The sequence below is a fragment of the Allosediminivita pacifica genome, assembly GCF_003054175.1.
Classification (GTDB): domain Bacteria; phylum Pseudomonadota; class Alphaproteobacteria; order Rhodobacterales; family Rhodobacteraceae; genus Allosediminivita; species Allosediminivita pacifica.
In genome coordinates, this window is sequence record NZ_QBKN01000019.1 from 28,333 (window position 1) to 50,605 (window position 22,273).

Genomic DNA, 22,273 nt, shown 5'->3' on the forward strand with positions numbered 1-22,273 from the left:
AGCATCGGCCCGGATCGGGGCTTCAACGCCCGGCGCCACCCCACACGCATAGCGTGCACAGGGATCGCCCGTTTGCGACGATCCGCCGTTCAAACCATCTCCGGGCGCAACCAGCGGAGGATTTCCGCCCATTCGGGCTCTTTCTCTCTGCAAGGCCCCGCCGATTGCCCATTGTGCCGCGTTGCGGCGGAACCGACGGGGATGCAGGTAAGTTTTCGACATGTTTGAGTGACGCAAATGGCGCTGCCCGTACCACGCAGATGCCCTAACAGATGCGCGAACCCTGCCTATGGAGTCTCTTTTGCCGATCACGCCACGTCCGACCTCGCCGACGCGTCGCCGTTTTCTCGCGACGCTTGCCGGCACAGCTGCGGTACCCGCGCTCATGACAGCGCCCGTTCTGGCTCAGGAGGCGGCGGCGGATGACGGCGCGGCAGAGCAGGAAGGCACCCCCTTCTCGTTCGACTGGCTGACCGAGCGCATGCGCGAGGCCGCCACCAAGGAACCCGCGGCGCCCGAGACCATCGGCGGTTTCCTCAGCGGGCTGGACTACGACGATTTCCGCAAGATCAGCTATGCGCCCGATCACGCGCGGTGGTCGACGCTCGACGGCGTGCATTTCCAGCTTCATGCCTTCCACACCGGGTGGCTCTACAAGGAGCCGGTGGGTATCCACCAGGTGGTCGACGGCCAGGCGCTGCCCTTCCATTTCACGCGCGAGGACTTCAACTACCGCGATCTGGCGGAGGAATTGCCCGAGGGCTTCCAGCTTCCCGGCATCGCGGGGTTCAAGCTGACGACGCAACTCAACAGTGCCGCGCTATATGACGAACTGGTGGCCTTTCTCGGGGCGAGCTACTTCCGCGCGCTGGGGCGCGACAACACCTACGGGCTGAGTGCGCGCGGGCTGGCGGTGAACACCGGCAGTGGCGACGGCGAGGAATTCCCGCGCTTCAGCGAGTTCTGGCTGGAGCAACCGCAACCCGGCTCCGATACCGTGGTGCTTTATGCCGCGCTGGAAAGCGACTCCGTCACCGGCGCCTACCGTTTCGTCATCACGCCGGGCGAGGTGACGGTGATCGACGTGACCGCGCGGCTGTTCCTGCGCGCCGACGTCGAGCAGCTCGGCATCGCGCCGCTGACCTCGATGTTCCTCTACGGCGACATCAACACCCACAAGTTCGACGATTTCCGCCCCGCCGTGCACGACAGCGAGGCGATGGTGGTCAACACCCGCGCCGGCAAGACCTTTTACCGGCCCCTGAGCAACCCGCCGCGGCTGGCGAGTTCGTACTTCGGGGTCGAGAGTCCGGTGTCCTTCGGGCTGGTCCAGCGCAACCGCGATTTCGAGGAATACCTCGATGCCGAGGCGCATTATGAGCTGCGCCCCACCCTGATGGTCGAGCCGCTGGGCGAATGGGGCGCCGGCAACGTGCGCCTGATGGAGATTCCGTCGAAGCTCGAGGGCAACGACAACATCGTGGCCTTCTGGATTCCCGAAGGCGGCACCACGGCCGGAGACGAGATGGAATTCGCCTACCGGCTGCACTGGGGCATGACCGCGCCGGGCGACGGATCTTCAGATCTTGCCCGCGTTTTGCGCACACGCGCCGGAAAAGGTGGCGTTGCGGGGGTCGAGAACACCCCGGATCGGCGGAAATTCGTCATTGATTTCGAGGGCGGAATTTTGCGGGAACTTCCCGATGGGGAACAGGTTTCGCCCTCTGTCAGCGCGACGAACGGTGACATCGAGGAAACCGTACTGTCGCGCATCGAAGGAACCGACATCTGGCGCCTGGTCGTCGAGGTCAAGGCACCTGCCGGTTCCGTGGTCGAGATGTCGGCCAACCTGTCCGGCTACGGACGGGAACTGAGTGAGACCTGGGTCTATCAATGGGTACGAGAATGATTGAGAATCGCAACACGTATTTCGAGACCGACAAGGCAACCGCAGTGGAGCCCCTCACCTGGGAACCGCCCCACGCTCCGATGGACATGCCCCGGCAGGTGCTCGAGGAGACGCGGCAGTCGCGGGTGAGCCCGCTGATGCGCCTCTTCTTCCCGCAGCGCGCCTGAGGCCTGCCAGCCCATGCGCTCCCCGCTGCCGCAAGCCGATACCAAGACCCGCATGCTGCGCGTTCTCGCGCTGGCCTGTGCCGCTGCCGCGGCGGTCTTTGCCACCGCGCTGCTGTTCGAGGCAGCCCGGCAGGACGGCGCGGATTTCTGGGACTATGCCCGGTCCGTGCTGATCTTCGTGACCACTGCGTGGCTTGCCTGGGGGGCGTCGCTGGCGCTCATCGGGCTGCCGCCCGCGGGGCGCAAGCACAAGGCGGCGGACCTGACGGGCGAGCAGCCGGCGACGGCGGTGCTTGTCCCGATCTGCAACGAGGATCCGGTGGATACCTTCGCGCGGATCGCGGCCATGGATGCCTCCATGCGCGCCGACGGGCTGAGCTGCGACATCGCGATCCTGTCTGACACCCGCAGCGAGGACGGCCGCCGCGCCGAGCGCGAGGCCTTCAAGCGCCTGCTGGTCGAGACCGAGGGCGCCGGGCACATCTTCTATCGCTGCCGCGAGAACAACGCCGGCCGCAAGGCAGGCAACGTCGAGGATTTCTTCCGCCGGTCGGGCGGGGCCTACACCTACGCGGTGATCCTCGATGCCGACAGCCTCATGGAAGGCCGCACGATCCGGCGCATGATCGCCGAGATGGAGGCCGATCCGCAGCTGGGGCTTTTGCAGACGCTGCCGAAAGTGACCGGCGCGCGATCGTTCTTCGGGCGCGCGATGCAGTTCGCTTCGGGCTTTCACGGGCCCGTCTTCACGCGGGGCCTTGCCCGGATGCAGGGCCAGACGGGCCCCTTCTGGGGCCACAACGCCATCGTACGCGTGAAGGCCTTTGCCGAAAGCTGCGCCCTGCCCGAGCTGCAGGGCAAGCCACCCTTCGGCGGGCACATCCTGAGCCATGACTACGTGGAAGCCGCACTGCTGGCGCGCGCCGGCTGGGCCGTGCGCGTGGACGGCAGCATCGACGGCTCCTACGAGGAGGGCCCCGAGAACATCCTGTCCTACGCCAAGCGCGACCGCCGTTGGTGCCAGGGCAACCTCCAGCACATCCGTCTGCTGACGGCGCCCGGCCTCCGCGGCTGGAGCCGCTTTGTGTTCGTGCAGGGGATCTTCTCCTACCTCGTGTCGCTGCTCTGGGCGGGCTTCCTGATCGCTTCGGTCGCGGCGACGGTCATGGCCCCTGCCCCGGACTACTTCCCCGATCCCTACCAGCTGTTCCCGGTTTTTCCGAGCGACCGTACCAAGCAGATCACCGCGCTGGCGCTGGGGATCGTGGGGCTGCTGATCATGCCCAAGTTCGCGATCCTGGTGGAATCCGCGGCGACGGGCCGGGTGCGCGGCTTCGGCGGCGTGATGCGGGCGCTGGGATCGGTGGTGACCGAGGTGCTGCTGACCTCGCTGATCGCGCCGCTCATGCTGATGTACCAGACCCGCGCCGTCCTGCAGGTGCTTGCCGGTCGCGACGGCGGCTGGCCCGCCAATGCGCGGGGCGAGGGACAGCTGACGCTGGCCGATGCCTTCAGCGCCGCATGGTGGGTCATGCTGACGGGTGTCGTGGCGCTGGGGCTGACCTTCTGGCTGTCGCCCGACCTCGCCCCCTGGCTGCTGCCGGTGACGGTGCCGATGATCCTCGGGCCGATGCTGATCGCGTGGTCGTCGCGGAGGCTGACCTACGGGCTCTTCCGCGTCCCCGAGGAAAAGCAGACGCCGCCTGTGGTGGCGAGCTACCGCGACATCCACCGGCGCTGGACGGGCCAGCGGGCCGAGGCACCGGATTCCGCGCTGCCGGGTGATGCGGCAGTCGCCTGATCGCCACGGCTACGAATGATTACCGGATGCCCTCGCAGGAGACTGCGGGGGCATCTTTCCGTCCGGCGGGGCCGCCGGGCCGGTCCAGTGTGCGGCAAAGAGTATCCTCCTGTTCATTCTTTCGGGGTTGGTCAAACCTATCAAATTCAAGCACTTGTGCCGTCATTGGAGGGGATTATCTCGGACGCGGGAGCATTCCCGCAGATCAATGAAAGAGTATGTATCGTGCAACGTTTTGAAAATAAGGTCGTCATCATCACCGGCGCGGCTTCGGGTCTTGGAGAGGCCACGGCCGATCGTCTGTCGCAGGAGGGCGCGAAGCTTGTCCTCGTGGATCTCAACGAGGATGCGCTCGCGAAGGTGGCCGAGAAGCTGGGCGGCGACGTGCTGACCGTGAAAGCCGACGTCGCCTCGCTTGACGACGTGAAGGGCTATGTCGCCAAGACCATGGAGAAGTTCGGCCGCATCGACGGCTTCTTCAACAACGCCGGCATCGAGGGCAAGCAGAACCTGACCGAGGATTTCGGCGCGGAGGAGTTCCACAAGGTGGTCTCCATCAACCTCGACGGCGTGTTCTTCGGCATGGCCGAGGTGCTCAAGGTCATGCGCGAGCAGGGCTCGGGTTCGATCGTGAACACGGCGTCGGTGGGCGGAATTCGCGGTGTCGGCAACCAGTCGGGCTATGCCGCGAGCAAGCACGGCGTCGTCGGCCTTACCCGCAACAGCGCGGTGGAATACGGGCAGTACGGAATCCAGATCAACGCCATCGCACCCGGCGCGATCATGACCGCCATGGTCGAGGGATCGCTGCGCCAGATGGGCGGCGACAACTGGGAAGAGGTCGGCAAGGAGTTCGTGTCGGTCAACCCGATGAAGCGCTTCGGCAAGGTCGAGGAGGTTGCCGCCCTGACCGCCTTCCTGCTGTCCGGCGAGTCGCTCTTCGTCAACGGCGCGGTCATCAACATCGACGGCGGCCAGTCCTACAAGTACTGATCGCCAGTGAGGTCTTGCGGCGCGGGACGGAGGCCCGACAGGCCCCTGCCCCGGGCCCGGCCCTCAGCGTACGATGACGTGAAGAAGGCGTGACCGGGGATCTTGGCCACGCCTTCCTCCTTGCACGTGCGGGCGGATGCCGCCGCGCTCAGTACTCCGGGACCACCGGCGCAACGGGATCGGGCAGCAGCAGCTTTGCGGCGGCGATCGCGCGCCGATCCTCGTAGCGGCGCGCCACGAGGGACACGCCCACCGGCAGACGCCCGGCCTTGTGCAGGGGCACGCTGACCACCGGCACCTGAAGCAGCGTCCAGGCCGAGTTGAAGGACGGATCGCCCGTGTTTTCCAGCCCCTCCGGCGCGGGGCCGGTGGCGCTGGGGGTCAGCACCAGGTCGAAATCGTCCATGGTCTCGTCGAAGGCGGCGCGCGCCCGGTCCGCCGTCCGGTAAGCCCAGCGGATATCGGCGGGGTCGAGCGGTTCGCCATCGACGACCTCGGAAAAGAAGGGATCGATGCCCGGCGTGCCGCGCACCTCGTTGAGGAAGGCCGACCGGCCCTCGCGCCACAGGATGCGGCGGTGCGCCTCCGGCAGGTCGCGGAAGCCCTCGGGAAGCGGCAGACCCTCGACGGTCGCCCCGGCCTCGCGCAGGACCGCCGCGGCGATCTCCATCGCTTCGGTGGTCTCGGGGCTGGCGCGATCCTCGCAGGGGGCCATGGTCATGCCGATGCGCAGCCCCTTGAGGGTCTTGGGCACCTCGCAGGGCTCGAATTCGTAGAGATCGGCAAGGCGCATGAAATCGCCCGCGTCGCGCGCGTAGAAGCCGATGGTGTCGCAGGTGGCCGAATACATCTTGGCGCCTTCGCGCGACACGCTGTTCCAGGTGGGCTTCCAGCCGAAGACCCCGCAGTAGGAGGCGGGCCGGATGGTCGAGCCGCCGGTCTGCGTGCCAAGCGCGATGGCGGCCATGCCCGAGGCCACGGCCGCAGCCGACCCCGAGGAGGAGCCGCCTGGCGTATGGCCGAGCTTGTGGGGGTTGTTGGTGCGGGGGCCGGATTGCGTGGCGGCGAACTCGGTGGTTTCGGTCTTGCCGACGATGACCGCCCCCGCCTGCCGCAGGCGGTCGACGCAGGCGGCATCGCCCCCCGAATAGACACCCCGGTACCGGGCGCTGTTGTGCGCCGTGGGCATGCCGAGGGTCTGGATCACGTCCTTGATGGCGACCGGCACCCCGGCAAAGGGCCCTTTTGGCCCCGCGTCGATCGCCGCCGCCTGCGTGGCAAGCTGGGCGGGATCGAGATAGGCGAAGGCACCGACGAGCTCTTCACGCTCGTCGATGATGGCCTGAAGATCCGCGGCGACGGTCCGCGCCGAGAAAGTGCACCACTGCACCGCCTGCGCGATGCTGAAGGCCGTCCCCTGCGAGGGTGAGGCCGCTGTCACTCCATCAGGCATGCATCCTCCATTGATAGCCTCGGCAGACGGTCGAAGACCTTGGACGGATCGCCGTAGCCAAGGTTGCAGATAAAGTTCACCCGCCAGGTGGTGCCGGCAAAGAAGGCCTCGTTGACCTTGTCCTTGTCGAAGCCCGACATGGGCCCGCAGTCGAGTCCAAGCGCCCGGGCAGCCATCATCAGGTAGGCGCCCTGAAGCGTGCTGTTGCGGAAGGCGGTTTCCTCGACCATGGCGGGCGATCCGGTGAACCAAGACCGTGCATCGGCATGGGGGAAGAGCTCGGGGAGCTTTTCGTAGAATTCCATGTCCTCGGCCACGATCACGGTGACCGGGGCGGCCTCGGTCTTGGCGAGGTTGCCCTTCGACAGCGCCGGAGCGAGCTTTTCCTTGCCCTCGGGCGTGCGGATGAAGACGAAACGCCCCGGCGAGCAGTTCGCCGAGGTCGGCCCCATCTTCACGAGGTCGTAAATCTTTTCCAGCACCGAGTCCGGCACCGGCTTGTCCTGCCAGCCGTTCTGGGTGCGGGCTTCGGTGAACAGCGTTGCGAGCGCGCTTTCGTCCAGCGCCCGATCGACATCGAGATCCTTCATGCTCGAATTCTCCTTACTCTTCATGCGGGTTCGGTCAGTTGTGTCCCGTCCGTAACCCGTGCGGTCTCGAGCGTCTGTGCCAGGTCGGCAATCAGGTCATCTGCCCCGTGCGGGCCGATGACCTGGACGCTGAGCGGACCCTCTTCGGTCCATAGCACGGGGAGCGACAGGGCTGGCAGCCCCAGTATGGATGCGGGGCGTGTCAGTTTGGTGAGACGGGAGATCATGCCCGAAAGTTCGGCACCTTCGGCCTGTTTGAAGGCACTTGCCTGCGGCGGAACGTCGGGCAGCGTCGGCAGAATGACGAGATCGGACGTCGAAAAGACCTCGGCCCGGGTGCGTTCGATGCCGGCTGCGCGAATCTGGCGGGCGCGAAGGTAAGCCTGAGCCGACATGGCCACCGACTGGGTCAGGCGGGTGCGCACCTCGGGGCCGTAGCTGTCCGAATGGCTGCGCAGGCGGTCGGCGTGCACGGCGGCTGCCTCGGAGATGGCGATGACGTTGGCGGCCTCTTCGAGGTCCGAGAAGAAGGCGAGATCGACGGAGGTAAGCTCGTGCCCCTGCCCTGCGAGGGTTTCGCGCAGGGTGGCGAGGCAGGCGCGCATCGCGGGCGAGATGGCCGAGGTGAAGGCGCCGCGGTCGAAGCCGATGCGCAGGGGACCGGTCTCGCGCGGCTCGATCCGGGTGGCGCCTTGCGTGAGCGCCGAAAGCACGCGGCGGGCGCAGTCGACCGAGGCCGCGAGCGGGCCGACGGTGTCCTGCGTCCACGAGAGCGGCATGGCCCCTTCGAGCGAGACGCGGCCCAGCGTGGGCTTGAAGCCCACGACGCCGTTGCAGGCGGCAGGCAGGCGGATGGAGCCGCCGGTGTCGGAGCCGAGCGCGGCAGGAACAAGACCGGCGGCCACCGCCACGCCCGATCCCGAGGAGGAGCCGCCGGGGATGGCGCCGGGGACGGTGGGGTTCTCGGGCATGCCGTGGTGGAAGTTGATGCCGGTGGGGCCCATGGCGAACTCGGACATTTCCAGCCGGCCGAAATCCACCGCGCCCGCGTCGTCGAGCCGTTGCAGGGCGGTGGCCGTCATCTTCGAGGGCCGCGCGGCGGCGCGATGCGTGCCGAAGCCGGTGGAGGAACCGGCGCGGTCGAACATGTCCTTGTGCGCCATCGGGATGCCCGAGAGTGGGCCGGTGGGGGTACCCTGCGCGCGGGCGCTGTCGAGGCGCGCGGCGGTCTCGAACGCGCGGCCCCACTCCAGCACCCGGAATGGCGAAAGCCGCCCCGAGCAGGTGATGCGGGACTGGCGCTCCTCGAGCAGGCTGGTGGCGGTGGCCTCGCCGCTGGCGAGACGCGCCTGGAGCTGGGCGATGGTGGCAAGCTCGGTCATGCGTCGGCCTCCGGGGCGCTGAAGGGGTCGATGGCGACAAGCGCGCCGGTGCCGGAGCGAAGCCGGATCGGCCCCTGGCCCGGCGGTTCGAGCAAGGGGTTGGCGAAGATGCCGCTTTCCACGCGCGCCGCCTGATCGGCGGCGATGGCGCGCTCGCTCTCGGTCGGCGGGCGGCCGAGGAAGGCCTCGATGTCCTTGTCGAAACGTGTGTCCATGCTGTCCTCCGTCACGCGAAGTGCTGGGGTTGGCGCTGGCGGACCAGCTGGCTGAGCGAGACGGCCACGACCAGCGCGCCGCCGTAGAAGAGGCTTTGCACGTAGGCGTCGGCGCCCAGCATGGTCAGGCCCGTGATGCCGGTGATGAGGAAGTAGACCCCCACCAGCGTGCCGATCGGGTTGAAGCGGCCCGGGTAGATCGCCGTCGCCCCGAGGAAGGCCGCGGCGAAGGCGGGCAGCAGCAGTTGCAGGCCCGAGGTCGGGTCGGCGGAGCCGGTCATGCCCGCGTAGAGCACGCCTGCGAGGCCGGAAAGTCCGCCCGAGATGCCGAAGGCGATTGCCCGGACGCGTTCCACCGGCACGCCGTTCAGGCGCGCCACCTCGCGGCCGCGGCCCACGAAGAGCAGCTTGCGGCCCGAGATGGTGAATTCGAGCATGTACCACATGACCAGCGCCACCAGCAGGCCGTAGTAGAAGGCCAGCGGCACGCCGAAAAGGCGCTGGATCACCACGATCTCCACGAGTTCCATGGAGACGCCCGAAACGGTGCGCGAGTTGCTGATCCAGAGCGTCATGCCATTGAGGAAGGTGCCGATCCCCAGCGTCACGATGAGCGAGTGGATGCGGAAGAAGAGCACGAAGAAGGCGTTCACCAGCCCGGCGATCAGCCCGATCAGCACCACGGCCACGACCGAGAGCCCCACCGGCCAGCCCCACTGCACGTTGGAGACGGCCAGGAACATGGACCCGAAGACGAGGATCGAGGCGGCGGAGAGGTCGAAGTCGCCCGAAGTGAGCGGGATCAGGATGCCCAGCGCCAGCACCACGAGCACGGCCTGCGAGCCGAGCATCGAGGAGAAGGTGCGCCATGTGAGGAAGGTGTCGGGCAGCAGGAGGCCGAAGATCGCGATCAGGAAGATCCAGCCGAGCACGAGCGCGTAGCGTTCGACTTCCTTCTTGATGTCGAGAGAGGCGAGCGGGCGCGATGGCGTGTCCGTGGCGCTCATGTCGTCATTTCCTTTCGGGTTGCGGTCTCGGCCTCGTCGGAGGCCTCGTGAAAGCAGGCGCGCGCGATGGCGTCCTTGGTCAGCGCCGCGCCGCTGAGTTCGGCCACGGGGCGGCCCCGGTGGAAGACGAAGACGCGGTCGCAGATCTGGGCGAGCTGTTCGTAGTCGGTGGAGGCGCAGAGGATGGCGGTGCCGCGCGCGGCGGCGCCGTCGAGCGCCTCGAAGATCTTTTGCCGGGCGCCGAAGTCGACACCCTGCGTGGGCTCGTCGAGCAGGAGCAGCATTGGGTCCTCGGCCAGCCACTTGCCGATGAGCACCTTCTGCTGGTTGCCGCCCGAGAGCGTGCCGAGCGGCACACCGGCGCGCGGCGGGCGCACGTCGTGTTCCTCGATCAGGCTTTCGGTCGCGCGTGTGGCCGCGCCGTGGCTGAGGCCCAGAAGCCCCCGCAGCCGCGAGAGCGCGAGGAAGGTCGCGTTTTCCGAGACCGACAGCGTGCCGATGCCCGCCTGGTGGATGCGGTCGCCCGGCATGAAGGAGATCTTGGCCGCGCAGGCCATGCCCGGCGTCATGCGCGACAGGTCCACGGTCTTGTCACCCACGGTCAGGCTGCCCTGCCCCCGGTCGGCACCGAAGACGAGGTAAGGCACCTCTGCAAAGCCCGAGCCGATGAGGCCGGTGACGCCCACCACTTCGCCCGCGCGGAGCGTGGCGTCGAAACCTTCGAGCCGACCGCCGGAGAGGTCCTTGATCGTGACGGCGGTGCCCTCGGCGCGGCTGCCGCTGCGGTCGCGTTCGTAGAGCGAGACGGCGTGGCCGACGATGGTGTCGAGGATTTCCTGCCGGGTGGTGTCCGCCGTGGTCATCATGGAGACCAGCCGCCCGTCACGCATGACGGCGACGCGGTCGGTGATCGAGAGCACCTCGTCGATGTCGTGGGTGACGATGATGACCGAAGCGCCTGTCTTCTTGATGCGGCGCAGCAGGGTGAAGAGCCGATCCACGTCCTCGGCCGACAGGAACGGCGTGGGTTCGTCCAGCACGAGGATGCCCTCGCCTGCGCGGCCCGCGTCGGAGCGGCGCAGTTCGTCCACGGCGCGGACGATGGCGACGTAGGCGCGTTCCACCGGGGCGAGCGTGTCGACGGTTTGCATCGGGTCGATGTCGAGGCCGAATTCCTGAAACAGCGCCTTCATCCTCGCGCGCTCGGCCCGCCAGCTGATGCCCCAGGGGCGGACCTTCTGGTCGTCGGAAACCAGCATGTTGTCGGCGACCGAGAGCGAGGGCACGAGGGCGAGGTGCTGGTGGACGAAGGCCACGCCCATGTTGCGGATGCGCCCCGGGTCGAGGGGCAGCTTCAGCTCCTCGCCCCAGAGCCGCACCTTGCTGCCCGGTTCGGGCGAGTTGAACCCCGCCAGAACCTTGATCAGTGTCGATTTCCCCGAGCCGTTCTGCCCCAGAAGGCCCAGGATCTCTCCGCGTCGCAGGGTGAGCGAGACATCCTTGAGCACCTCCACCGGTCCGAATTTCATCCGGACGCCGGACATGCGCAGCACGTCGGCCGGTGCCTCGCCGGGGTTGCGGTTTGCCAGGGTCACGACGTTCGGATCTGTCATTCCAGACCCCAGAGGGCGCGGAAGCCCTGAACGTGCGCGTCGCCGTAGCCGCTGTCGAAGTCGGCGGGGTTGCCCGCGGTCTCGATGTTGCTTTCGTCGAAGATCAGCAGCGGGATGCCGAGGCTTTCGGGCACTTCCATGTCGCAGATCGTGCGCATCATGGCATCGACGGCGGCGTAGCCCGCCCAGCCGAGGCTTTCGCCCACGTCCATCTGCACCGTGCCTTCGCGCACCATGTCGAGCACGAAGGGCGTGCCGTTGAAGGTGGCGATGCCCACGTCGGTGGCGCCCGCGATGCGCAGGGCGGGGATCACGAACTGGCTCATGCTATCGTAGATCGGGATGATGTAGTTGATGCCCGGGTCCGACAGCAGCGCCGACTGGGTGCCGGACTGGATGCGGGTGGCCCATTCGTTGACCGGCACGTTGATGTATTTCTGCGTGCAGTCGGGGCAGTATTCGGACAGCGTGTCCTGGATCGACTGGACGAAGGGTTCGGTGGGCAGCACGTCGTCGGAGCCGATGATGAGCACGTTGGGCGCGCCCTCCGTCTCGACATAGGCCCAGGAAGCGAGGATCTCGCCCACGGTGCTGTAGGGCACCTTGCCGGAGGCATCGACGAAGTCGGCCTGTTCCTGCGTCTCGTCGTAGAGGTGGGTGGTGGTGACCTTGAGCCCGGCCTCGGAAGCCTCGGTCAGCTGCGGGGCGAGCACGGCGGGGTTCAGGCCGCCAGCCACATCGACGAGGCTGTAGCCCTGGCTGATGGCCTGGTTCACGCCCTGGATCCAGGCGTCGCTGGAGCCCTGGTTTTCCCAGGTGGTGTAGGTGAAGCCCACCTCTTCGGCGGCGCGGGCCATGGCGCGCTGAAGCTCCACGTTGAAGGGGATCGCCATGGTGATCGGGATCGAGAAGACGCTTTCGCCTTCCATGCAGGCCTGCGCGTCGAAGGGTTCGCCCTGAGGTTCGAACTCGGGGATGGCGCGGTGCTTTTCAAGCAGCGCCTGGGCCGTTTCCATCGCGTCCTGGGCGGCGGCGGGGCCCGCGAGGACCGGCGCAAGCGCCAGCCCGCAGGCAAGGGCGAAACGGCTGGTGAAGGTCGTCATGTATCTACTCCCGTCGGTGGCGCCGGCTTTGTGCCGGCTTGTAGATACATTGTCCGGACTTATTCAGGCTTCGGTCAACGAGAGTTGCGGGGCAAATGCAGGTTTCGCGGCGTCATACTTGGATTGATGCGAATTTGACCAGATTTTCCGGAGGGGCGATCAAATTTTTGTTCGGACTTATGCAGATCTCGATGCCGCACCGCGGCGTTGGCGCAGCGAAAGCACGGCGCCAAGAAAACCGATTCCCGAGAAAAGCGTGAAGCAGAGCCCGTAGTCCCCGACCAGATCATAGACCAGCGCGTAGACCGAGGGGCCGATTATGACACCGATGAAGGTGTAGACGAGCAGCGCCCCGGTGTTGGCGCCGACCTTGCCCTTGGGCGCGGTACGGGCCGCCGCGGCGAGGAAGACGCCGTTCCAGCCGCTCGCCACGCCGCCGAGCGCCATGAAGAGCAGCACCTGCAGCGCCGTCGGATAGGTGTCGAGCCAGTTCAGCGCGAAGAGGAAGATCCCCGAGAGCGTGCCGATGAGGGCCAGCGTCTCGAACCCGCCGAGCTTGTCCGCGGCGAGGCCCCAGGCGATGCGGCCCACTGCCCCGCAAAGCTGAAGCGCGGCGGCGACCGAACCCGCGGCGACGATGGACCAGCCGTGTTCCACCAGCATGACCACGGTGAAGGCGGTGACCACGAGTTGCAGTGCGGAATAGAGCCCGCCGAGCAACGCCAGCGTGCGCAGGCGCGCGTCGCGGTAGAGCGCGACCTGTTCGCGGACCATGCGCGCGACCGCACCGCCCGGCGCCGCGCGGCGGCGGGGGCTGGGATCGGCGGTGAAGACGGAGATCAGCAGGAGCACGGCTGCGGGCGCGGCGGCGAGCAGGATGGCCAGTTGCCAGCCCCCGCCCAGCGCCACGGTGATCGAGGGCAGCGCCACATTGGCGACCACCGCGCCCAGCGGCACGCCGCTTTGCTTGAAGGAGAAGACGAAACTTTGCCGGTGGCGGGGCGTGGAGCGGTTGAGGATCTCGGAGGAGGCCGGGTTGTTCAGCCCGTAGCCCACGCCGAGACACATGGAGCCCGCGATCATGGCCACGGGCTGCGCCGTGGCAAGGAGCGCGAGCCCCGCGATGAAGAGGATCAGTTCGGTCCAGATGACGCGTTCGGCCTCGAGCGCCTCGACCACGGACCCGGCAAAGGCCGAGGCGAACATGCCGGCGAAGTAGATGAGGCTGACCTGGTAGCCGATCCAGTGCGCGCCGATGCCGAGACTGTCGGCCACGGCGGGGGCGAGCGCCGTGAGCGCGAGGGTGCTGGCGGTCGCGGCGACCTGCACGAGCGTCATCAAGGCAAGGGGGCCGGTCCATCCACGGGGGCGAAGCTCGGAGCTCCGGGTCGACAAGAATTCAGTCATTTGCTTTAAGTCCGGACATTGAATGCGGTGAAACCAGCGCTCGGTACGAGTTTCTATATATATGTCCGGACTTATGCGCAACAATCGAGGCGATAGCACCGCCCTCAGGGAGGAAACCCGATGAATATCGAAGCGCAGCGCACCCAGACACCGCTCTATCTCCAGGTCGCGCACCGCCTCGAGAGGCAGATCATCTCGGGCGAGCGCGCGGTGGGCAGCCTGCTGCCCCCCGAGGCGGAGCTCGCGCAGCAACTGGGCGTGAGCCGTCATACCGTGCGCCAAGCTATCGCGCAGCTGCGCAAGAAGGGCATGCTGGTCGCACGCAAGGGTGTGGGCACGCGAGTGGAGGCCGCGCGCACCGACTGGCGCGAGCGGTTCCGCAACAATTCGCGCGACGACCTGTTCGAGTTCGCGAACGAAAGCGAATTCTTCATCCGGGTGAAGGAGCGCCGCGAGATGCGCGGCAAGCTTGCCACCGAGATTGGCTGCCGCCCCGGCCGACGCCTTATCTACATGGCCGGACCGCGCCACTTCATTGGCGAGCCCCTGCCCTTCTGCTGGAACGAGGTCTTCCTGGACCCGATCGCCTGGGAAGTGGTCGAGGACCTGCAGGTGCAGCGGACCTCGCTCTTCCAGCAGATCGAGCAGCGCACCGGCGAGCGGATCGAGGAGATCCAGCAGGAGATCCGCGCGGTCGAGATCCCCGACGAGATCTGCGAAGGGCTGAACCGGCCGCGCGGCACCATCGGGCTGCGGATCACCCGGCGCTATCTCGCTTCGGGTGGACGGCTGATGGAATACGCGGTGCAGACCTCGCCCGCGGACAGCTTTGCCTACCGGACGAATCTCTCGGCCGAATAAGCCCCGGCGGCAACCGGTCCCTGCCTGCCGCGCAGACATTGGACGCAAGTTCTGCACAGAAAACGCTCATGCTCGTGCACGGTCCGCTTGTCCGGACTAATACCATTTCCGATGACTGGATTTCCACGCATACGCTCCTGTTAAGTTCGGACTTATGACGCAAAACGCGTGACGACAGGAGGTAATGAACATGGAAATGGGTGTCTTCATCCCGATCGCCAACAACGGCTGGCTGATCTCGGAAACCGCGCCGCAGTACGGCGCCAGCTTCGACCTCAACAAGAAGATCGTGCAGAAGGCAGAGGGCTACGGGCTCGAATTCGCGCTGTCGATGGTCAAGCTGCGCGGCTTCGGCGGCAAGACCGAGTTCTGGGACCACGCGCTGGAGAGCTTTACCCTGATGGCGGGCCTTGCCGCCGTCACCGACAAGATCAAGCTGATCGCCTCGACCGCGATCCTGACCCTGCCGCCGGCGATCACGGCGCGCATGGCCTCGACCATCAGCTCGATCGCGCCGGGCCGCGTGGGTGTGAACATCGTGACCGGCTGGGCGCCTGCGGAATACACGCAGCAGGGCCTGTGGCCCGGCGACGAGTATTTCGGCTACCGCTACGACTATGCCACGGAATACGTGCAGGTCATGCGCGACCTTTGGGACAAGGGGTCGTCCGACTTCAAGGGCGAGCACTTCACCATGGACGACTGCAAGCTGTCGCCCGCGCCCGAGGGCGACGTGAAGATCGTCGCCGCCGGCCAGAGCGCCAAGGGCATGGCCTTTGCCGCCAACCACGCCGACTACAACTTCATCCTCGGCTCGGGCATCAACACGCCGATGGCGGTGAAGCCCTCGGTCGACAAGCTGGTCGAGGCGGCCAAGGAAAGCGGCCGCGACGTGGGCGCCTATGTGCTGTTCATGGTGATCGCGGACGAAACCGACGAAAAGGCGCAGGCCAAGTGGGAGCATATCCGCTCGGGCGTCGATGCCGACGCGCTGGCATGGATGGCCGATCAGGGCAGCAAGGACACCGCCGCGGACGACAGTTCGACCGCGAAGACCATCAACCTTCCCGAGGGTGCGGTGAACTTCAACATGGGCACGCTTGTCGGGTCCTACGAGAGCATCGCGCGGCAGCTAGACGACGTGGCCGCGCTGGAGGGCGTGAAGGGCATCATGATGACCTTCGACGACTTCCTCGAGGGCATGGACATCTTCGGGCAGAAGATCCAGCCGCTCATGGCCAGCCGCAGCGACAAGGCGAAAGCCGCCTGATCGCACCCCTGCCCCGCCGTCCTCACACTCCCTGCGGCGGGGCAGCTTTCTGACCGGAAGGCCGCGATGACCGATCCCTCAAGGCTCGACATCACCGAGGCGCGCGCGCTGATGCGCGACAAGCGCCTGACCCCGCGCGAGCTGGTGCGCGCCTGCCTCGCCCGCATCGCCGAGCGCGACGGCGAGGTGCGGGCTTGGCTGCACGTGAACCCGCGCGCCGAGGCCGAGGCGGCGGAAATCGCCCCGGGCGATCCGCGTCCGCTGGCGGGCATTCCCGTGGGGATCAAGGACGTGATCGACACGGTCGACATGCCCACGACCCATAATTCACCGCTCTACGGCGGGCGGCAGCCCTGCGACGACGCGCCCTGCGTGGCCATGCTGCGCGCGGCGGGCGCGGTGATCCTGGGCAAGACCGACACCACGGAATTCGCCGCCGCCGGGCGCAACGCCGCGACGGCCAACCCGCATGACCTGGCGCGCACGCCGGGCGGGTCGTCTGCCGGGTCCGCCGCGGCTGTGGCCGATTTCCACGTGCCGCTGGCGCTTGGCACGCAAACCGGCGGATCGACGATCCGTCCTGCGTCCTTCTGCGGCGTGCCCGCGATCAAGCCAAGCTGGGGGCTGATCTCGGCCGAGGGCGTGAAGCTCTATTCCCAGAGCATGGACACGGTGGGCATCTTCGCCCGCTCGCATCGCGACCTGTCGCTTCTGGCCGAGGTCTACGGCTTGCCCGAGGGTGGCGCCGTGCCCGCCCTGCCCCGTATCGCGATCTGCCGTCCGCACTACATGGACCGCGCCGACGCGGAGGCGCATGCGCTGATGGACGACCTTGCCGCGCGGCTCGACGGCGTGGCCGAGGTCGTGGTGCGCGACCTGCCGGGCGAGATGGACGATCTCGACGCGCTGCACCGCTGCGTGCAGATGAGCGAGGGGGCCGCGGCCTTCCGCAACCTCGACATGGCCGACGACGCGCTGGTGCATGGTGATTTCATCTCGCGCGCGCGGCGCGAGGAAGGGCACGCCGTGGCCGACATGTTCGCCGCCTACGACCGTCTGGCCGATCACCGCCGCGCCTTCGAGACGCTCTATTCCGACGTGGACGGCGTTCTGGCCCCGGCGGCGCCCGGCTATGCCCCGCAGGGGCGTGGCCCTGGCAATCCAGTCCTGAACGCCCTCTGGACCGCGATGCAGCTGCCCTGCATCGCCCTTCCCGTCATCACCGAGCCGATGCCGCTGGGCGTGCAGCTGGTGGGGCCGCGTGGCCATGACCGCAGGCTTCTGCGGCTGGCCGAGCTGCTGGCCCCCGCGCTGTCCCGCCCGCTGGCCGCGGCCGAACCCGCCTGACAAGGAGCAGATCCCATGACCATGCCTCCCTTCGACCCCGCAGATTTCAAGGCCGGGATGCGCCGGCTGGCCTCGGGCGTGTCGCTGATCGCCGTCGACGACGGCACGGCACGCCACGGGCTGATCGCCACCGCCGTGACATCGCTTTCGGCCGAACCGCCGAGCCTGCTGGTCTGCGTGAACGGCACCGCCTCGATTTTCGAGGCGATCTCGGAGAGCGAGAGCTTCTGCGTGAACATCCTGTCCTGCGATCAGAAGGCCATCGCGGAACGCTTCGCCATGCCGAAGGACCGCGAATCCCGCTTCGAGAGCGGCAGCTGGACCACGCTCGCCACCGGTGCCCCGGCGCTGGAAGGCGCGCAGGTGAGCTTCGACTGCCGCGCGGCGGGCCGGACCGAGTTCGGCACGCACACCATCTTCTTCGGCGAGGTCGTCGCGGTGACCGACTGGGGCACCGAGGCCGATCCCCTGCTCTACCACGAAAGCGCGTTCCACGGGCTTCAGGCCCTGTCCAGAAAGGTGGCATGAGATGAGTGACGTCGCAAAGAACTACGCCAAGGCCTACAACCGGACGGTCGGCTTCGGCGACCGCCCGGCGCTGATCCTCGTGGATTTCGCCCATGCCTACTACGATCCCGAATGCCCGCTCTACGGCGGCGAGGGCTGCGCCACGGCGCTTCAGGCGGCGCTGACCCTGCGCCGCGCCGCCAAGGATGCAGGGATTCCGGTAATCCTGACCACCGTCACCTACCAGCTTGGCGGACTGGATGGCGGGCGCTTTTTCGAGAAGGCGGCGCCGCTCGAAGCCTTTCTGCCGGGCCGCAAGACCGCAGAGTTCGCCGAGGGTCTCGTGCCCGAGGACGACGAGCTGGTGATCGCCAAGCAGTATCCGAGCGCCTTTTTCGGCACCTCGCTGGCCTCGACCCTCACGGCGATGGGCTGTGACAGCGTGCTGCTGACGGGGCTGACCACCTCCGGTTGCGTTCGCGCAAGTTGTGTCGACGCCATGAGCCACGGCTTCCGCACCACCGTCGTGCGCGAGGCCTGCGGCGACCGCCACCCCGACCCGCACGAGGCCAACCTCTTCGACATGAACGCGAAGTATGCCGACGTGGTGAGCCTCGACGAGACGCTGGACTGGCTCACGCGCAAGGCGGCCTAGGTTCCAGTTTCAATACTGCCATAGTCGCCGAGCCACGGCGCGGCGGCATCGACCCCCGCGTGGTCGATGCCCTGCGCGTCGAGCCAGTGGCCAAGATGCGCGCGCATGTCGCCGTAGTGCCTTTGCACGGGGCGGAAGCGCGGGTGCCATGGCGCCGGATGGTAGGTGCCGCGCGCGTCGTAGCAGCCGCCGTTCCAGTCGCCCCAGGGCATGGCCGCATTGAGATGCGCGCCGAGGCGGCAGTTCAACAGGAGACATTTGCCCACTGCCTCGAGCGTCGCCCGGCTGATGGTGCCGCGTGGATGGTCGTAGGTCGAAGTCTCGCCCGGCTCGCAGCGGAAGTCGGGATCGCGGGGCACGCCATAGGGCGTGGCCCGGACCGACTGGAACCACTGGCGGCCCAGCAGGAAATACCCTTTCAAAGCCTCGGGCGTGCCGTCGTGCACGAAATCGCAGTGCTCGAAGACGAAACCGAAGGGTGCGCGGATGTTGGTGCTTGGCGCGGTGGCCCAGCTCATGGCGCGGCGTGTTCCGCGTGACCGGATCGCGCAGCGCTCGAAGTGGGCCGTGGCCTGTCCGAAGATGAAGTCCACGTCGCCCTCGATCTCGCAGTCCCTCAGGGCGACGCGCGAGAGGGTGAAGGGATCGGGGGTTTCGAGGTAGAGCGTGTCCTGGAAGCTGGAGAGGCTGAGCCCCGAAAGCAGCACGCGGTCCGCGCCCGCCACATGCAGCGCGACGGCCTGGTGCTGGCCACTGGCATAGCGCCCTTCCGTATCGGGCTGCGCCTCCTCCGGCGCGGCCTCGGGCCGGGTACAGGCGTAGTCGTTGACGATGCGCAGGCCGTGCAGTTGCGTGTCGTCGCGCCCGATCCGCAGGACCGAGGCGTTGCCGGTGGAAATCGTCCCGTGCGCGGCGATCGCCTCGAAGATCCGGCGTGTGGCCGGGTGCGCCCTTGCAAAGGCCGCACCGAAGCGAGCGCGATACTCGGCCCCCGTCATCTCGGCATCGACATCGGCGCGCAGCACGGCACCGGGTTCGGCGGAGATGGTCAGCGTCGGCGCCTCGGGCGGGATGTATACCGGGCCCGCGTGCTCGCCGGGCCGCAGGCGGATGTGCGTGCGGGTGCCTTGGGCGTTGTCTGTCGCATTGCCTGCGATGCAGAGGTCCACCGCCTCTTGCAGCGTCGCGATGCCACCTGCGCCGACGACATGGTCGGGTACGGGCAGTCTGTCGCCTTCAGGCGTCCAAGGGTCCTCGCGCGGCTGGGCGACGGGACCTGTCAGCCGCAGGACGCGGTCGCGGGTGACGCGCGCTGCCTGCGCCTCGGTCAGGACGGGCCTCGGGATCATTCGCCGGCCACGGCCTCGCGCGGGCGGCGGCCGGCCTCCTGGTGGGCGGCGAAGCTCATCATCAGGGGGCCGACACCCTTGGCGTCGTCGCTGACGCGCGCCTCGCTCAGGTAGTATTCGGCGCTGCCATCCCGGTAGCGGCCCTGGAAGGGTCCGAGGCCCGCGACCTCGCAGATCTCGACCATCTCCTGCCCGCCACCGGGCCTGTCGCGGACCACGCCCGCCGCGAGCTGGGTGTGCAGCCCCTCGGCGTCGCCCGGCCAGAGGCCGAGCGTGCGCCCCTTCAGCAGCGCGTAGACGAACATCGCCGAGGCAGAGCTTTCGGGATAGTTTCCGTCGAGGTCCGGCCGGTCGATCACTTGAAGCCAGAGCCCGTCGGGCCGGCGCAGCGCGGCGATGGCCTTGAGGAGCTGCGTGGTCCGGCCCTTGAGCGGGGCGAAACCGGCGGGGCCCACAAGTTCGGCCAGGTCGACCAGCGCCATGGCAAGCCAGCCCAGCGCACGCGCCCAGTGGGCGGGGCTCTGCCCGGTTTCGGGATCGGCCCAGGGCTGCTTGCGCGCCTCGTCGACCGCGTGGGCATAAAGGCCGGTTTCGGGGACATGCATCATGTCGAGGGCAGTGGCGACCTGGCGCAGCGCGTCCTCGACAAGATCCGCGCGCCCGGTGCGCAGCCCGTAGCCCACCTGGAAGGGCGCGCCCATGTAGAGCCCGTCGAGCCAGACCTGCCATGGGTAGCGCAGCTTGTGCCAGTAGACGCCCGAGCGCGTGCGCGGGTGCGTTGCGAGCTGGTCGACGAGCAGGCCCGCCGTGTCGAGCCAGCGGCCCTCGCCCGTCACCTCGTGGAGGTAGAGCAGCGCGCGGCCCGACAGGATGTTGTCGATGTTGTATTCGTTGGGGTCGTAGCCGGCGAGGCTGGGCCCCGCGCCGACCTGTGCCGACACGAGGCGGGTCAGGTGATCGAGCCAGCGCGCCTCGCCGGTGGCGCGGTGCAGGCATTCGAGGCCACGGTAGATGCAGCCGTCCTCGTAGCACCAGGCGCCGCCCTTGTAGGGGGCGTGCCCGGCGGCATAGGCATCGAAAAAGCCTGTCAGCATGTCTGTCTGTTCCTTGTCGTCTGCCTGCACGCGCAGGGTTCCGGTGACTTCGGCGAAGTCGGCCAGGATGCCGCCGTGGCGGACGGGCACGACGTTCAGCGCCATCAGCGGCACGTCTTCGCGCGCGGCGGGGTCGTAGCTCACGCGCATGTCCTCGATGGTGATACCGCGGGCGGGCGCCTCGGGCAGGCCCAGCACGGCGGCAGCGGCCTGCGCCACGCCGGTGGCGGTGACGCGGCGCAGGGTGATGCCCGAAATCTCGGGCGTGGTGGCGTCGACGGGCGCGGGCGCGCGATCCTGCACGGCCGCGCTGCGCCCGTCGGGATCGCAGAAGTAGAAGGCGTTGACGGCCAGCGGCGTGGGCACGCCGCGCATGTCGACGTTCTCCATGGTGATGCGGACCAGCCGCCCGCCCCGGCCGCGCCGCGTCTTGAGCCGCAACCCCCGGTCGGTGCCGTCGAAGAGGCAATTCGCGATGCGCACGTCGGTGATGTCGCCGGACATCTCGGACCCCATGACAACGGCACCGTGGCCGCGCGCCATGTGGCAATGGGTGATCTGCAGGTCGCGGGTGGGCGCAAGATGCGCCTTCTGCCCGGCCAGACGCTTGCCCGCCTTCACGGCCACGCAGTCGTCGCCCACGGAGATGTCGAGCCCGATCAGCCGCGCGCGCAGGCAGCTTTCGGGATTGAAGCCGTCGGTGTTGGGGCTGTCGGGCGGGTTGCGGATGGTAAGCGCCACGGCGGTGAGATCATCGCAACGGTAGGGATGCACGGTCCAGGAGGGCGAGTTGCGCACGGTGAAGCCGCTGAGCAGCGCACCCGGGCAATGGGCGAGGTAGAGCGTGCGCGGACGGCGCGCGCCATCGCGGGTTTCCTTGGGCCAGCTCCACCAGTCGCCGCGGTCGCCGCCGCCGTCGATCACGCCGCGCCCGGTGATGGTGAGCCCGGTGCAGCCCAGCGCCGTCACAGGCGCGGCGAAGCTCGGCTCGGGCACCCCTTCCCAGGTACCGATGACCCGGCCCGTGTCGTCACGGGCGGGCAGCACCGGCCAGCCGGTGCGGCAGCCATGGGCAGCGATCTCGGCGCCTTCGGGCAGCCAGAGCGTCATGTCGGATTTCAGGAAGACCGGCCCCGTCACGTAGCGCCCGGGATCGAGCCGCAGACAGCCGCCTGCGGGCACCGCATCGATGGCCCGCGCGAAGGCGGCGGCGTTGTCGGGACTGTCGGGGCGCGCGCCGAAGTCCGAGGCCTCGACAAGGCCGGCGCAGGCCGGAGTGGAGAAGGCGAGCGATCCGAGATCGCATGTCAGGACGTAGTCGCGGCCCGGTTCGAGCCCCTCGAAAAAGAGCGGCGCAATCTGCGCGCGGCCCGAGGCGACCGTGTCGCCGCCCTTGGGCGCGAGCGTCCAGTCCACCGCGCGGGGCAGCCTGTAGCGGGCGCCTTCGGGCGCAAGAAGCAGGGCCGCTGTCCGCGCGGACAGGGCGATCAGGGAAAGATCGGACATGGTGAACCGTCGGGAGATGGGCGGCGGGCCACGTGTGCGGCCCG

Annotated in this window: 19 protein-coding genes; 9 read left to right on the forward strand and 10 right to left on the reverse strand. The window is 68.0% G+C overall.

Translation table 11 applies throughout. The features are described from left to right. The first annotated feature begins 385 nt into the window (after positions 1 to 385). The 4 genes from C8N44_RS14720 (at position 386) to C8N44_RS14730 (ending at position 4,870) form a co-directional block, all read left to right on the forward strand. Positions 386 to 1,909 (forward strand): OpgD/OpgG family glucan biosynthesis protein, encoded by a 1,524-nt coding sequence (locus C8N44_RS14720; protein ID WP_107977600.1) that lies wholly within the window; start codon positions 386 to 388, stop codon positions 1,907 to 1,909. Continuing rightward, positions 1,906 to 2,076, forward strand: a complete 171-nt coding sequence (locus C8N44_RS23395) for a hypothetical protein (protein ID WP_158274058.1) — start codon at positions 1,906 to 1,908, stop codon at positions 2,074 to 2,076. Before C8N44_RS14720 ends, C8N44_RS23395 begins: the two co-directional genes overlap by 4 nt. A 13-nt stretch (positions 2,077 to 2,089) precedes the next feature. Further along, complete coding sequence (mdoH, locus tag C8N44_RS14725; RefSeq protein WP_107977533.1) at positions 2,090 to 3,877, forward strand: glucans biosynthesis glucosyltransferase MdoH; 1,788 nt, start codon at positions 2,090 to 2,092, stop codon at positions 3,875 to 3,877. 225 nt (positions 3,878 to 4,102) lie between these two features. Beyond that, complete coding sequence (locus tag C8N44_RS14730) at positions 4,103 to 4,870, forward strand: glucose 1-dehydrogenase (protein WP_107977534.1); 768 nt, start codon at positions 4,103 to 4,105, stop codon at positions 4,868 to 4,870. Between the two features lie 148 nt (positions 4,871 to 5,018). On the opposite strand, the gene C8N44_RS14735 is transcribed toward C8N44_RS14730, so the two are convergent. The 8 genes from C8N44_RS14735 to C8N44_RS14770 form a co-directional block, all read right to left on the reverse strand. Then, on the reverse strand, positions 5,019 to 6,323 hold the full coding sequence (locus C8N44_RS14735; protein WP_107977535.1) for an amidase: 1,305 nt from the start codon (positions 6,321 to 6,323) through the stop codon (positions 5,019 to 5,021). After that, the gene (locus tag C8N44_RS14740; protein WP_107977536.1) at positions 6,308 to 6,913 is read right to left on the reverse strand and encodes a malonic semialdehyde reductase; all 606 of its coding nucleotides are present in this window, start codon (positions 6,911 to 6,913) and stop codon (positions 6,308 to 6,310) included. Before C8N44_RS14740 ends, C8N44_RS14735 begins: the two co-directional genes overlap by 16 nt. Before the next feature lie 20 nt (positions 6,914 to 6,933). After that, positions 6,934 to 8,295: an amidase gene (locus C8N44_RS14745; RefSeq protein WP_107977537.1), complete on the reverse strand. Its 1,362-nt coding sequence runs from the start codon at positions 8,293 to 8,295 to the stop codon at positions 6,934 to 6,936. Continuing rightward, a complete protein-coding gene (locus C8N44_RS14750; RefSeq protein ID WP_107977538.1) occupies positions 8,292 to 8,510 on the reverse strand; it encodes a hypothetical protein in 219 nt (72 codons plus the stop codon). The genes C8N44_RS14745 and C8N44_RS14750 overlap by 4 nt, the downstream gene beginning before the upstream one ends. Positions 8,511 to 8,521: 11 nt before the next feature. After that, complete coding sequence (locus C8N44_RS14755) at positions 8,522 to 9,517, reverse strand: ABC transporter permease (protein WP_107977539.1); 996 nt, start codon at positions 9,515 to 9,517, stop codon at positions 8,522 to 8,524. Continuing rightward, positions 9,514 to 11,130 (reverse strand): sugar ABC transporter ATP-binding protein, encoded by a 1,617-nt coding sequence (locus C8N44_RS14760; protein WP_107977540.1) that lies wholly within the window; start codon positions 11,128 to 11,130, stop codon positions 9,514 to 9,516. Before C8N44_RS14760 ends, C8N44_RS14755 begins: the two co-directional genes overlap by 4 nt. After that, the gene (locus C8N44_RS14765) at positions 11,127 to 12,233 is read right to left on the reverse strand and encodes a sugar ABC transporter substrate-binding protein (protein WP_107977541.1); all 1,107 of its coding nucleotides are present in this window, start codon (positions 12,231 to 12,233) and stop codon (positions 11,127 to 11,129) included. Before C8N44_RS14765 ends, C8N44_RS14760 begins: the two co-directional genes overlap by 4 nt. A gap of 177 nt (positions 12,234 to 12,410) precedes the next feature. Continuing rightward, positions 12,411 to 13,640: an MFS transporter gene (locus C8N44_RS14770; RefSeq protein WP_107977542.1), complete on the reverse strand. Its 1,230-nt coding sequence runs from the start codon at positions 13,638 to 13,640 to the stop codon at positions 12,411 to 12,413. Between the two features lie 120 nt (positions 13,641 to 13,760). On the opposite strand from C8N44_RS14770, the gene C8N44_RS14775 reads away from it, so the two are divergent. From C8N44_RS14775 to C8N44_RS14795, 5 genes are all read left to right on the forward strand, one after another. After that, positions 13,761 to 14,501: a GntR family transcriptional regulator gene (locus C8N44_RS14775; protein ID WP_107977543.1), complete on the forward strand. Its 741-nt coding sequence runs from the start codon at positions 13,761 to 13,763 to the stop codon at positions 14,499 to 14,501. Positions 14,502 to 14,691: 190 nt separating this feature from the next. Further along, positions 14,692 to 15,771: a pyrimidine utilization protein A gene (gene rutA / locus C8N44_RS14780; RefSeq protein ID WP_107977601.1), complete on the forward strand. Its 1,080-nt coding sequence runs from the start codon at positions 14,692 to 14,694 to the stop codon at positions 15,769 to 15,771. A 66-nt stretch (positions 15,772 to 15,837) separates the two neighbouring features. After that, a complete protein-coding gene (locus C8N44_RS14785) occupies positions 15,838 to 17,118 on the forward strand; it encodes an amidase (RefSeq protein ID WP_107977544.1) in 1,281 nt (426 codons plus the stop codon). A 15-nt stretch (positions 17,119 to 17,133) separates the two neighbouring features. Next, positions 17,134 to 17,646: a flavin reductase family protein gene (locus C8N44_RS14790; protein WP_107977545.1), complete on the forward strand. Its 513-nt coding sequence runs from the start codon at positions 17,134 to 17,136 to the stop codon at positions 17,644 to 17,646. 1 nt (position 17,647) lies between these two features. After that, positions 17,648 to 18,280: an isochorismatase family protein gene (locus C8N44_RS14795; RefSeq protein WP_107977546.1), complete on the forward strand. Its 633-nt coding sequence runs from the start codon at positions 17,648 to 17,650 to the stop codon at positions 18,278 to 18,280. Here the strand turns inward: C8N44_RS14795 and C8N44_RS14800 are convergent. Together C8N44_RS14800 and pglA are read right to left on the reverse strand one after the other, a co-directional pair. Then, positions 18,277 to 19,629: a pectinesterase family protein gene (locus tag C8N44_RS14800; protein WP_107977547.1), complete on the reverse strand. Its 1,353-nt coding sequence runs from the start codon at positions 19,627 to 19,629 to the stop codon at positions 18,277 to 18,279. The two genes, C8N44_RS14795 and C8N44_RS14800, sit on opposite strands and share 4 nt — an antisense overlap. Further along, a complete protein-coding gene (gene pglA, locus C8N44_RS23645; protein WP_210204169.1) occupies positions 19,626 to 22,229 on the reverse strand; it encodes a polygalacturonase PglA in 2,604 nt (867 codons plus the stop codon). Before pglA ends, C8N44_RS14800 begins: the two co-directional genes overlap by 4 nt. Positions 22,230 to 22,273 lie beyond the last annotated feature (44 nt).

Coding starts and splice junctions, on each gene's coding strand:
- C8N44_RS14745 (WP_107977537.1), bottom strand. CDS start 8,295: ATGACCGAGCTTGCCACCATCGCCCAGCTCCAGGCGCGTCTCGCCAGC.
- C8N44_RS14755 (WP_107977539.1), bottom strand. CDS start 9,517: ATGAGCGCCACGGACACGCCATCGCGCCCGCTCGCCTCTCTCGACATC.
- mdoH (WP_107977533.1), top strand. CDS start 2,090: ATGCGCTCCCCGCTGCCGCAAGCCGATACCAAGACCCGCATGCTGCGC.
- C8N44_RS14735 (WP_107977535.1), bottom strand. CDS start 6,323: ATGCCTGATGGAGTGACAGCGGCCTCACCCTCGCAGGGGACGGCCTTC.
- C8N44_RS14720 (WP_107977600.1), top strand. CDS start 386: ATGACAGCGCCCGTTCTGGCTCAGGAGGCGGCGGCGGATGACGGCGCG.
- rutA (WP_107977601.1), top strand. CDS start 14,692: ATGGAAATGGGTGTCTTCATCCCGATCGCCAACAACGGCTGGCTGATC.
- pglA (WP_210204169.1), bottom strand. CDS start 22,229: ATGTCCGATCTTTCCCTGATCGCCCTGTCCGCGCGGACAGCGGCCCTG.
- C8N44_RS14740 (WP_107977536.1), bottom strand. CDS start 6,913: ATGAAGGATCTCGATGTCGATCGGGCGCTGGACGAAAGCGCGCTCGCA.
- C8N44_RS14765 (WP_107977541.1), bottom strand. CDS start 12,233: ATGACGACCTTCACCAGCCGTTTCGCCCTTGCCTGCGGGCTGGCGCTT.
- C8N44_RS14760 (WP_107977540.1), bottom strand. CDS start 11,130: ATGACAGATCCGAACGTCGTGACCCTGGCAAACCGCAACCCCGGCGAG.
- C8N44_RS14795 (WP_107977546.1), top strand. CDS start 17,648: ATGAGTGACGTCGCAAAGAACTACGCCAAGGCCTACAACCGGACGGTC.
- C8N44_RS14800 (WP_107977547.1), bottom strand. CDS start 19,629: ATGATCCCGAGGCCCGTCCTGACCGAGGCGCAGGCAGCGCGCGTCACC.
- C8N44_RS23395 (WP_158274058.1), top strand. CDS start 1,906: ATGATTGAGAATCGCAACACGTATTTCGAGACCGACAAGGCAACCGCA.
- C8N44_RS14770 (WP_107977542.1), bottom strand. CDS start 13,640: ATGACTGAATTCTTGTCGACCCGGAGCTCCGAGCTTCGCCCCCGTGGA.
- C8N44_RS14775 (WP_107977543.1), top strand. CDS start 13,761: ATGAATATCGAAGCGCAGCGCACCCAGACACCGCTCTATCTCCAGGTC.
- C8N44_RS14750 (WP_107977538.1), bottom strand. CDS start 8,510: ATGGACACACGTTTCGACAAGGACATCGAGGCCTTCCTCGGCCGCCCG.
- C8N44_RS14790 (WP_107977545.1), top strand. CDS start 17,134: ATGACCATGCCTCCCTTCGACCCCGCAGATTTCAAGGCCGGGATGCGC.
- C8N44_RS14785 (WP_107977544.1), top strand. CDS start 15,838: ATGACCGATCCCTCAAGGCTCGACATCACCGAGGCGCGCGCGCTGATG.